At 45.4% G+C, this 13,202-nt stretch carries 6 protein-coding genes; all 6 read left to right on the top strand.

All coding sequences use genetic code 11. From position 1 onward, the window contains the following. Positions 1-214 precede the first annotated feature (214 nt). On the top strand, positions 215-3,283 hold the full coding sequence (locus tag AC060N_RS04335; protein ID WP_246814590.1) for a SusC/RagA family TonB-linked outer membrane protein: 3,069 nt from the start codon (positions 215-217) through the stop codon (positions 3,281-3,283). Between the two features lie 11 nt (positions 3,284-3,294). Next, positions 3,295-5,229, top strand: a complete 1,935-nt coding sequence (locus tag AC060N_RS04340; protein WP_106542482.1) for a RagB/SusD family nutrient uptake outer membrane protein — start codon at positions 3,295-3,297, stop codon at positions 5,227-5,229. Between the two features lie 44 nt (positions 5,230-5,273). Next, positions 5,274-8,105, top strand: a complete 2,832-nt coding sequence (locus AC060N_RS04345) for a SusC/RagA family TonB-linked outer membrane protein (RefSeq protein ID WP_106542352.1) — start codon at positions 5,274-5,276, stop codon at positions 8,103-8,105. Between the two features lie 27 nt (positions 8,106-8,132). Further along, positions 8,133-9,911 (top strand): RagB/SusD family nutrient uptake outer membrane protein, encoded by a 1,779-nt coding sequence (locus tag AC060N_RS04350; RefSeq protein WP_479526019.1) that lies wholly within the window; start codon positions 8,133-8,135, stop codon positions 9,909-9,911. Positions 9,912-10,000: 89 nt separating this feature from the next. Continuing rightward, positions 10,001-10,981, top strand: a complete 981-nt coding sequence (locus AC060N_RS04355; protein ID WP_479526020.1) for a DUF5627 domain-containing protein — start codon at positions 10,001-10,003, stop codon at positions 10,979-10,981. A gap of 20 nt (positions 10,982-11,001) precedes the next feature. Next, on the top strand, positions 11,002-13,158 hold the full coding sequence (locus tag AC060N_RS04360) for an endo-1,4-beta-xylanase (RefSeq protein WP_479526021.1): 2,157 nt from the start codon (positions 11,002-11,004) through the stop codon (positions 13,156-13,158). The last annotated feature ends 44 nt before the right edge of the window (positions 13,159-13,202 follow it).

Here is a 13,202-nt window from a genome sequence, read left to right on the forward strand (position 1 = left end):
TTAAAACGTTATGTTCATTTCGGGGCTCTTCGAAGCAAAATTCCCTTTTGGTACATACTGTTTTCAAGTAAGACAAATTGCGCGGTATGAAGCGTCGAATGATTTTACCAACTTAACTGAGAATGTAATGAAACAAACGATTAATTTCTTATCTCTTAGAATTTTCTTATCGAGAAATATAAGGAGTAACTTGCTTAAATGTGTGCTATTTTTGTTGGTTAGTTTTACCTCCTTATCCGGATTTGCGCAAGACAGCAGAACCATCCGGGGAACAGTTGTAGATGAACAGGGAAATCCGGTGATTGGTGCAACTGTAGCTCTGAAAGGTACTACAATCGGGACCGCTACAGATATTGACGGAAATTTTACCTTAAAGATTCCGGCCAATAAGGATATGATATTCGTATCCTTTATTGGAATGAAAAAGAAGGAGATCAATGTTGCCGGTAAGAGCAATGTAAAAGTTATGCTCGAAGCTGAAACTACACAATTGAACGAAATGGTTGTTGTAGGTTATGGTCAGCAGAAGAAAGAGAGTGTCGTGGGGGCGATTGCCCAGACGACCGGTGAAGTACTGAAACGCTCCGCGGGCGTACCGGATATTGGTTCGGCTTTAACGGGAAATCTTCCCGGAGTAATTACCATCTCCAGTTCCGGAATGCCGGGTGAAGAAGATCCTAAAATCCTGATTCGCGCGGCAAGCTCGTGGAACAATAGTGCACCCCTTGTATTGGTTGATGGAGTAGAACGTCCGTTGGGCGACGTTGACATCAGCTCGGTCGAGTCGGTCTCGGTCCTCAAAGATGCTTCTGCAACGGCCGTTTTTGGTGTGAAAGGGGCAAACGGAGTCATTCTTATCACGACCAAACGTGGTAAGATGGGGTCGGCCAAAATCGATGTTTCCGTTAACTCCACCCTCAAGGCTCCTTCCAAATTACCGAATAAACTCGATTCTTATGGCGCGTTAATGGCGCGAAATATAGCGATTGAGCACGAGCTGGGTGTATATCCTGATTCGTGGGGATATGTTACGCCGCAAGATATTATCAATAAATACCGTAATCCTGCGAATCTGGCAGAAGCCGAACGGTATCCCAATGTCGACTGGCAAGAGGCCCTTTTCAAGAAATTTGCCATGTCGTACAATGCAAACGTGAATGTTTCCGGTGGTACGCGTGTGGTAAAGTACTTTGCCTCCGCTGATTTTCTGCATGAAGGCGACCTGTTCCATGTATATGATAACGGTCGTAACTACCAGTCGGGATATGGGTTTAACCGTCTGAATGTACGCAGTAACCTGGATTTCCAGTTGACCAAATCAACTATTTTCCGGGTTAACCTTGCCGGTTCGAACGGCGCCAGAAAGAGCCCATGGGGACAGACAAGTTCCTCTGATTGGGCTGTGGCTCAGCAATGGGCCGGTGCCTATAACATTGCACCGGATGTATTCCTTCCCAAATATTCGGATGGTTCCTGGGGATTCTACCCAAACATTTCAAATGTTACCAATTCTGCAGCGAATCTGGCCCTTGCCGGGGTAATGACAACCACCACGACCCGCATCAATACCGATTTCATATTGGATCAGGAACTGGATTTTGTGACCAAGGGATTGAAATTTAAAGGAATGATTTCCTGGGATAACGCTTTTGTTGAATTTAACCGGGGAATCAATGACTTGTATAACGATGCACAGCAAAAATGGATTGATCCCAAAACTGGTGTTGCAGTCTACAAAAAGGAATACGAAAACAATAACAAATTCGATTTCATGCAGGGCGTTCTCTGGAACATCTCCGGCGGAGAAGTCCGGGACAGAGACACCCAACGAAATCTGGATTATCAGTTACAGTTGAATTGGGACCGCACTTTCGGAAGACATAACCTGACCGCTATGGGCCTGTTCAGTCGTAAGCAGAGAGCGATTGGTAGTGTCATTCCCTCGTACCGGGAGGACTGGGCGTTCCGTACAACGTATGATTTTGCATCCAAATATTTCCTCGAATATAACGGAGCTTACAACGGTTCCGAGAAATTTAGCAGAAAGTACCGGTTTGCATTCTTTAACTCGGGTGCACTCGGATGGATGATTTCTGAAGAACCCTTTATGAAGTCCATCCGGTTCCTGGATATGTTAAAACTGAGGGGATCGTATGGTGAGATTGGTGACGACAGCGGTGATCGTTGGTTGTATCTGACCCAATGGGCCTACGGGGGCCATTCCTCTCTGGACCTGAATCATGGAGAAAGTCCTTATACCTGGTATCGGGAGTCTGCTGTCGGGAACCCCGATGTAAGATGGGAGACAGTGAAGAAGCTGAATGTTGGTGCCGATTATGCCTTCCTCGACGGTTTGTTTGCCGGTAGTATTGAGTTTTTCCAGGATAAACGTATGAATATCCTGATCAACGGTAACGACCGCGCCGTTCCATCCTATTTTGGTACGACTCCTCCAACAGCCAACCTGGGTAGAGTTCGGACTCAGGGATATGAAATTCAGTTGCGGATCAATAAAGTCCTGAATAACAATTTGCGTCTCTGGGCCAACCTGAGCATGACGCATGCGAAAAACAAGATTCTGGAAAGGGATGATCCGGCACTGTATGATAGTTATCGCAAGCAGGCTGGCTACGCCATCAACCAGACAAGGGCTTACGTTGACGCAGGATACATCAATACCTACGATCAGCTGTATGGTAGTCCGGCCCATGATACCAACGATTCCTATAAACTGCCCGGTGATTATTACATCATCGATTTTAACGGAGACGGAGTTATCGATAGCAAAGACCTGATTCCTTACGGGTTTTCCGACGCCCCTCAAAACACGTACAATGCTACGGTTGGTTTTGAATGGAAAGGATTCAGTGGTTTTGTTCAGGTATATGGCGTCAATAATGTTACCCGTAATGTGCCGCTGGTGAGCTTTGGCAGTAAACTGAACACGGTTTATGATATGGGTACCTGGTGGTCAAGGGCGACACCGAATGCGGATGTCACCGTACCGCGTTGGTTGTCTACACCTAGCTATAATGACGGCACACAATATTTGTTCGACGGTTCTTATGTCCGTTTGAAGAATGCAGAATTAGCTTATACCCTCAACTCGGGATGGGTAAAGAAAATTGGTTTCAGAATGTTGAAGGTATACATCAATGGAAACAATCTTTGGGTATGGTCAAGAATGCCTGATGATCGTGAATCCAATTTTGCCGGGGCCGGTTCCCAGGGTGCTTATCCTACCGTAAGACGTTACAATTTAGGTATCAGATTTACATTATAATGATGAAAGCGATGAAAAAGATATATAAGACTCTTATAGGAGGCAGTTTGCTGTCCTTGTTGATTTTAGCGCTCTTTTCCTGCGAGAATTACCTGGATAAGGCACCGGAATCAATTGTGTCAGAAGACATGGCCTTTAGTAACTTCACGAATTTCCAGGGATATATTGAGGAGATATACAACTGTATCCCGGATAAGGAGAAGAAATACTGGACAACTTCCTGGAACTGGGGGGATGATGAATTGTTTAACCTGGAAGGGAACTTTCACATGACTCACCAGGTCGATATTGGTAATTTCTGGGCATGGCAGGGGTCTGCCAGCACCTGGCTGGATGATGACAACCCCGATCCGACTTCCACGGATAAGTTCAGACACGGATTGTGGGCACATGCCTGGTATTGCATCCGGAAGGCCAATATGGGGATTGCTAACCTTGATAAACTGACTACTGCTACTCAAGAAGAAAAAGACTTGATTGCCGGTCAGTTATACTTTTTTAGGGCATGGTGGCACTTCGAAATGATGCAATACTTTGGCGGCTTGCCATATATCGACCAGGTATTGCCTTCGGGCGAGAAATTGACATTACCTCGCTTGACGTATCAGGAATGTGCTGACAAGGCAGCGGCTGATTTTGCGAAGGCAGCTGAATTATTGCCTATTGATTGGGATAAAACAAACGTTGGTAAAAGAACCCTGGGGAAAAACCAGTTGCGCATCAACAAAATCATGGCGCTGGGTTATCTGGGTAAGAACTATTTGTGGGCAGGAAGCCCTTTAATGAAAAATGGTGCTCAAACAGGAGGCGCCAATACCTACAATTACGACGAAGAGTACTGCCGAAAGGCTGCCGAAGCATTTGGGCAATTGTTGAACCTGGTCGAGAGTGGCCAGACACAGTATTCGTTAGCCGAATTTAAGTATAAGGACATTTATAATCACGTAAGAGCAGCCGGGGCAACCTCCTGTTACAGCGATATCTTCTATACCATGGGGCAGAACTGGTTGATGCCTGGTTCAACCGAAGCCATCTTCCGTGGTCCGTCAACCGATTATAACGGTAGTAACTGGAACACGACCAAAACATTTGGTCCGAAAGTGAAGGGGCTGGTAGAGCATGACAATATTATTCACCATCCAACGGCGAACTATGTGAATTTATACGGGATGGAGAATGGATTGCCACTGGATGATCCAGACTCAGGATTTGATCCGACACACCCGTTTAAAAACCGCGATCCACGCTTCTATCACGATATTGTTTTTGATGGTTTTAAGTACGTAAACGCTGCCATGCCTGCAGATATGGAATATTTGCGGTATGCAGGACTTGCCACAGGCGGTACCATGAGAAATCCTGCTGACGGTAGCCGTACAGGTTATTTTATTCAGAAGCTCGTTCCCCACCAGGCAAACAAATACGACGGTGCGTATAACTGGAGTGGAAACCTTCACACCTATTTGCCTTATATGCGCCTGGGTGATATTTACACCATGTACGCCGAAGCCTGCGCTGCATTTGGTGGAGCATCCGGTCAGGCTACTGACTTCTCAAAAACCGCTGAAGAAGCTATTAATACACTCCGCGATCGGGTTGGTGCCGGTCATGTCAATGCAAAGTATACAAGCGATCCGCATAAGTTCATGGATGAAGTACGCAGAGAACGTGCTGTGGAATTGTCGTTCGAAGGATTCAGGTTCTGCGACCTACAGCGCTGGTTATTATTGACTGAGTATCCTTACAATGTAAAAACCGCTCAGGAATTTGACCGGGTAGAAGATGTTCAGTTTTTCGAAAATAATGATCCTCGCGACGCTGAAGTTGCCAATTTTAGGGAAGTACCCATTTTAACACGTCAGTTTGGAACAAAGAACTACTGGTTCCCGCTGAAAATTTCCGATACCTCCCTGTACCCAGAGTTTCCACAGAACCCTGGTTGGTAAATCAGCTTGAGTTTAATCTTTGTGAAATTATAAATGAATAAACAATGAAACATATACAAATAAGGTTCATTTATTTTGCACTGTTTGCGATCTTACCATTTTTGACGGAGGCGCAAACCACTGCAAAGAATGAAACTGACTCACTAAATACTTCGAAAGAGACGCTTGTGCAGGTGGCTTATCGCAAGGTTGCGAAAAGTGATCTTCTGGGAGGTGTTTCCGTACTTAATTATGAAAAACTGACCCAAAAGAACTATAACACCTATAGTTTAGACAACTTGCAGGGGTATGTCAGTGGATGGAATGGAAATTCGATGTGGGGGATGGGAGATTATCTTGTTCTGGTGGATGGCGTTCCCCGCGATGCGAACAATGTCTTACCGACAGAAATTAAGCAGATCACATTCCTGAAAGGCGCTTCGGCTGTCGTACTCTACGGTAGCCGTGCTGCCAAGGGGGTGATTTATATCTCCACAAAACGAGGTAAAGAGGAACCCCTGAAGGTGAATGTAAGAGCGAATACAGGTTTTCATGTCTCAAAGAGTTATCCGAAATACCTGGGATCGGCTCAATACATGACGCTCTATAACGAAGCGCTTACCAATGACGGTTTGTCCCCTCTGTATAGTGATGAGGATATCTATCATTATGCATCAGGAAGCAACCCTTATCGTTACCCGAGTGTCGATCTTTATTCTTCCGACTATCTGAAAAAAGCCTATAATCGGTCTGATGTGACAACTGAAATCACCGGGGGAAATGAAAGAGCCCGTTTCTATACCAATATTGGGTACTATTACCAAGGTGATGTTTTCAAGTTTGGCGAGGCGAAGAATAACAATACGAATCGTCTGAATATTCGTGGAAACGTAGATCTGGAGATTAGTGATGAAATTTCGGCATATGTCGATGCCAATGCAACCTTTTATAATTCACGAAGCGCCAATGGCGACTACTGGTCGTCTGCAGCCAGCCTGCGGCCGAACCGGGTTGCTCCGTTAATTCCATTGAGCTATGTCGATCCCAATGACCTCGCGTCCCTGGCCTTGCTTCAAAGTAGTCACAACATCATCGACGGGAAGTATTTCCTGGGAGGTACCCAGGCTGATATGACCAATGTAATCGCTGATTATTATGCAGCCGGTTACAGTAAATGGACCAGCCGGCAGTTTCAATTCGACACCGGAATCAATTTCGATTTAGGAAACGTGTTGAAAGGACTGGCGTTCCATACGCAATTTGCAGTGGATTACAATACCTCGTTCACTTCATCGTACAATAATACGTATGCCGTTTACGAGCCTGATTGGTACAACTATAACGGAACAGATGTGATTGCCGGTCTGACCCAGTACAATAATGATGAAAAGTCGGGGGTTCAGAATATTAGTGGTAGTAGTGACAGACAAACCATCGATTTTTCCGGATACTTCACCTACAATACGTCAATCAACACTGCACATCATATTTCAGCGATATTAGTTGCATCAGGATTTCAACAAACGCAATCCACCGTATATCATAAGGTCAGCAATGCAAACCTGGGATTGCAGGTGAGCTACGATTACAGGAGCAAATATTTTGTCGATTTTGGAGCCGCTGAAATTCATTCCGCCAAGTTAGCACCCGGTCATCGGAATGCTTTTTCACCGTCGCTCACCCTGGGATGGAAACTAAGCAACGAAGACTTTTTGTCCGGCTCATCAGCCATTGATAACTTAGAGATCAGTGCTTCAGCAAGTATTCTGAATTCGGATTTAGACATTGCCGATTTTTATATGTACGAGGCCAACTATACACAGGCCAACGGAGCCTGGTGGGGATGGTATGACGGAGCAAGTGAACGATCAACGAATTCGAAACGGGGAGGTAATGAAAATCTGACTTTCATTAAGCGGAAAGAGTTGTCAGCGACCATCAAAGGGTCATTCTGGAAGCGACTGATTACTGCAGATGCTTCTTTCTTTGTCAATTCAACAGAAGGGCTGATTATCGAACCAACCACTATCTTCCCAAACTACTTTTCTACCTATTATCCCGAAGCTTCATTCATTCCTTACGTGAACTATAATAATGATGAGCGAATCGGCTTCGATTTCAATGTTAACTTCAACAAGCGAATTGGTCAGGTTGACTTTACGCTCGGAGTAGCCGGTACTTACTACAACACGAAAGCTACCCGGCGTGATGAGAACAATGAATTCGCCTACCAGAATCGTCAGGGACAGCCCATTGATGGTATTTGGGGATTGCGCAGTGCCGGCCTGTTCCAAAGCCAGGATGAGATCGATAATGCACCGGAACAAAAGTTTGGTGGTACAGTAAAGCCCGGCGATATTAAATACATCGATCAGAACGGGGATAACGTGATTGACGACAAAGACGTTGTTTACCTGGGACGTGGCGGATGGTACGGTGCTCCCTTTACAATGGGTGTGAACCTGACAGCCAAATGGAAGAATATAACATTGTTTGCCCTTGGAACCGGCGGTTACGGAGGTAATGCATTGAAGAACAATTCTTATTATTGGGTGTACGGCGACCGCAAATATTCAGAAGTCGTTCTTGATCGTTGGACAGAAGCGACAAAGACTACTGCCAAATACCCAAGGCTGACAACTGAAAGTGGGAGCAATAACTTCCGTACATCTGACTTCTGGTTATACAAAAACAATCGTTTTGACCTGGCCAAAGTTCAGATTACGTATGATTTGCCCAAGGAGCGGTTGCAGAATTCCCTCTTCAAGGATATCTCAATCTATCTGAGTGGTGCTAATTTATTGACAGTCTCTAAGGAGCGTAAGGTGTTGGAGATGAGTGTGACAAGTGCTCCTCGGACACGATTCTACAATATGGGCGTTAAAGCCGTATTCTAATGAATAAGTAAAAAATAGAATGAAGTTATGAAAAGTTCAATTATATTTTTGGTTCTTGTACTCTTCCTGAGCTCTTGCGATGACCTCTTCGATCCGGCAATTGAAAATATCCGGGGACTGGATGCGATGTATAAAGAGCCGACTTATGCACAAGGTGTATTGGCGAATGCATACATTCTCCTTCCGTATTCATCGACGCCTAATAGCGATGTCGCGACAGACGATGCAGTCTCAAACGATAACAGCAACAATTATCTGATGATGGCCACCGGCTCGTGGACGGCTGCCAATAATCCTATGTCGCAGTGGCAGGATCGTAGAAATGCAATTCAATATCTGAACTTGTTTCTCTCCAATGCCGATCAGGTGGAATGGAGTAAAGATGAAGTGGTCCGGACCATGTATAACGACAGGTTGAAAGGTGAAGCTTATGGGTTGCGCGCTGTACAGATGTATTATTTGTTGTTGGCCCATGGAGGTTGGACAGAAGATGGGCGGTTGCTGGGATTCCCGATTGTGACCCAGCCTGAAGACGCCACGTCTGATTTTAATCAAAACAGGAATACCTTCCAGGAGTGTGTTGACCAGATTTTCGCCGATGCAAAAAAAGCGATCGAGCTTCTTCCCTTAGACTACGGAAACGTAGCTGATGACCAGGTTCCGCAAAAATACAAAGACCTGGGAGTAACCAATGCAAGTGACTATAACCGGGTCAATGGAAATCTTATGAGAGGCCGAATTACCGGACGTATTGTCGAAGCAGTGCGCGCTCAGGTAGCGTTATTGGCTGCCAGCCCGGCATACAGTGCGGGAACAAACGTGACCTGGGAAGATGCAGCAAACTATGCCGCCACTGTTCTTGACCGGATCGGTGATGTTGGTGGAATGGATCCGAACGGCGATACCTGGTATGCCAACATCAGTGAGATTGAAGCACTGGCTTCAGGAGTCACTCCGGCTGAAATCATCTGGAGAAGCGATGTCGGTCAAAGTAATACCCTGGAAACAGATAATTTCCCTCCCTCGTTGTATGGAAGCGGTCGTATCAATCCAACACAGAACCTGGTGAATGCGTTCCCGATGGAAAATGGTTATCCTATTTCGGATCAGTCCAGTAATTACGATCCGGCTAATCCTTACGCAAACAGGGATCCTCGTTTGTCGAATTATGTTGTTTTCAATGAAAGCACACAGGGGCCAAACAATGATGTTATTGTAACCGGAACGTACGGTGACAACAACGATGCAATTAACCGGGAAAATGGCTTGTCTACCCGTACCGGTTATTACCTGCGTAAGTTACTTCGTTATGATTGTAATCCGGATCCGCAGTATAACACCGAACAGAAGCATTATACAGCGCGTATCCGCTATACGGAAATTTTCCTGGATTATGCCGAAGCCGCTAACGAAGCCTGGGGACCCACTGGGACAGGAAGCCACACTTTTTCAGCGTATGACGTTGTAAAAGCAATTCGTGCACGTGCTGGGGTCGGTACGGCTAATAACGATGCTTATCTTGAGTCGGTGAAAGGCGATCAGGACAAAATGAGAGAGTTGATTCGAAACGAGCGACGTTTGGAGCTCTGTTTCGAAAACCATCGTTTCTGGGACCTGCGCCGCTGGAAAGTGCCAAACCTGAACGAAACCGCAACAGGAATCCAAATTGACAATTCGAATGGAACGTTGATATATAAACCCATCGATGTTGAGGGGCGAGATTACAAGGATTATATGTACTACGGTCCGATCCCTTACGGCGAAATTCAGAAATGGAGTAACCTGGAACAGAATGCCGGTTGGTAACTTCTTGATTATTTAAATGAAAAATATTCGAAAATATGAAACGGTTTAATTTTATAACAATATTGTTCGCCGGATTATTTGCGTTATTCATGACCTCGTGTCATAATCAGGAAGCGATATTTCCGGATTACAACTACACCACTGTATATTTTGCATACCAGTATCCGGTACGTACGATTGTCCTGGGTGACGATATCTTCGACAATACCCTGGATAACGAGCATAAATGCGAGATTTATGCGACCATGGGAGGTGTCTACTCAAACAGTAAAGACATCAGCATCGATGTTAGTGTTGACAATAATCTGTGCACAAACTTGTTTTTCGATGGTGACTTTGCTTCTCCCATACAGGCAATGCCCTCTGATTATTATCAGTTGGGAGCAAATCAGATACAACTCAAGCAATCGCTTCAGGGAGGTGTACAAATTCAATTGAAAGACGCATTCTTTGCTGATTCCAAGTCACTGGAAAATACCTATGTTATTCCTTTACGTATGACCGGTGTTCAGAATGCCGATTCCATTCTCTCGGGTGTTCCCAAAGTGGATGGCGCTTTAAGGGGCAATCTTTCCGATTGGGATGTTCAACCGAAAGATTTCGTACTCTATTGTGTGAAATTTATCAACCCATGGGAAGCCATCTATCTGCGACGCGGAGTGGATCAGATCACGCAGGGAGGCGAAACGACAACCGTTGTTCGTCACGCCGACTATGTTGAGAATGATCAGGTTGTGACGATGAAAACAGCATCGTTGCATACTGTTAAATACCCCGTTACCGTTGTCAATGCCAGTAACACCAATGAAACGTGTACATTGCTGCTTACCTTCGATGACAACAATAACTGTACGGTTTCTACTGAGACAACCGGATTCACTGCCAGCGGAAGTGGCTCGTTTGTTAAGAACGGCGATAAGAATAGCTGGGGAGATAAGGATCGCAATGTGATTTATCTCGATTATACCATCGATATGTCAGGGAAGTCATATGCAACCAAAGATACGCTTGTTGTTCGCGACCGGGGTGTTGAAATGGAAACATTTTCCCCTTCATATAAAGCTAACTAATCGTTTAAAATTAGATGACTATGAAACATTTACATAAATTTTACATAGCTGTAACGGCATTGCTCATGTTGGCATCTTGTGCAGATAAAGGCATGCTTGACTATTCGGTTAAGAAGCCGGAAAGCATTGCGAAGTTGGAATATCTGAACGATTATGATGTGTTGAAAAGCTATGTTGACCGGACAGCGGACCCAAACTTCAAGCTGGGAGCCGGTGTGTCGATTGATGCGTTCAATAAAACGGGAGTAGAATATAGCCTGATTACCTCCAATTTCGATGAGATGACCGCTGGTTACGGCATGAAGCATGGAGCCATCGTTCAGGATGATGGAACCCTGAATCTGGCAAAAGTCGACGATTTTGTAGCTACGGCAAAAAGCGCCGGCGTTACCATTTATGGGCATACATTGTGTTGGCATGCCAATCAAAATGCGAAATACCTCAATAGTGCAATTGCTCCGATTGTTATCCCCGGCACGGGTGGACCCACCTGGGATGTAATTTCCAGTAACGACTTCGAAACCGATGATGCATCGAACTACATGGGAAATTCGAACGCCGTAATGAGTTTTACAGCGAACGGAGAAGGAGCAAATGGAACCGGCCGGGCATTGAAAATTACCAATTCAGAGGTTCGCGCCAACGATTGGGAAAGTCAGTTCTTTTTCACATTTTCTCCGCAAGTGCAGGAAGGAGAGAAGTACAGACTGACAATGGATGTTCGTTCCGATGTCCCCGCCTCCTTTGCAACTCAGGCACAAACAGCCCCGTACGAATATTTGTTTTGGGACTTTTTTGGCACAGTTAGCTCTACAACCGAATGGACTACCTATACCAAGGAGATCACGGTTACAAAAGATATGATAGGAGCCGGCGCCATTGCCTTTAACCTTGGGAATACAGCTACCAGCTATTATTTTGATAACATCAAGCTGGAGAAATACAACGAAAATGGTGGCGGTGGTCCCACCCTGGAACCCAGTGTGATTGTCGGCGGCGATTTTGAGAATGGTGCCGACGGCTGGGGCGGCTGGGGCAATGGCTCCACACGTGCGCTTTCGGCGGAAGGTGAAGGATATGGCGGTACGGGGTATGCGTATACTTTCACCAATCCTACTGTAGCTGATTTTTGGAGCGCCCAGGTCGCTTACGACCTGTCACCGGCATTGCAGAATGGCTCGACCTACCAGCTGAATTTCAAAGTCCGGTCCAGTACTGCCGGAACCATTCGCGCCGAGGTGCAATCATCATCCGATTATTCAAGCGATGGCTTTGGTACATTTGCGATTTCACCGGATTGGAAAGAGTATACACTGGAGACGACCGTATCGAAAGATGACCGTAACCGGTTCTTATTCGACTTTGGTGATTTTGCAGGAACGGTATATGTCGATGACGTAACCCTTCGCCGTGTTAATCCGGATGGTGGCGGTGAACAGATTATTGAAAAAACGCCACAGGAAAAGAGAGACACCCTTAATGCGGCACTGGAAACATGGATATCCGGCATTATGGGAGCCACAAAAGGCTACGTAAAAGCCTGGGATGTGGTCAACGAACCGATGGACGATGGCAACCCGTATCAATTGAAAACCGGTATTGGCAAGGAACTGGCAGCTGACCAATTCTACTGGCAGGATTACCTCGGTAAAGATTATGCCGTTACTGCGTTCAAGCTGGCCCGTAAATATGGAAATCCTGACGATAAGTTGTTTATCAATGACTATAATCTGGAATACAATCTTGATAAATGTAAAGGACTGATTCAATACGTCGAATACATCGAAAGCAAAGGTGTTAAAGTTGACGGCATTGGCACTCAGATGCATATAACTATTAATTCCGATACGGCTAAGATTGCCCAGATGTTTGATCTGCTCGCGAAAACAGGTAAACTGATAAAAATATCTGAGTTGGATATTGGCCTTGGAGGCGTTAAAACGGCCGATGCTACTGAAGAGGAATATCAGGCACAGGCTGATATGTATAAGTATGTTGTTCAGAAATATTTTGAAATCATTCCTGCACAACAGCGTTATGGTATCACGGTGTGGAGTCCCAAGGATAGTCCCGATGACTCTTCCTGGAGGACCGGAGAACCGATTGGTTTGTGGACGCTGTCGTACGATCGCAAACCAGCTTATGGTGCTTTTGCTGACGGACTTTCCGGAAACTAACTTTCATCATTAATATACACAGTTAAAAGAGAGAGCTGCCTTTT

The sequence above is a fragment of the Prolixibacter sp. DSM 2831 genome (assembly GCF_056493735.1).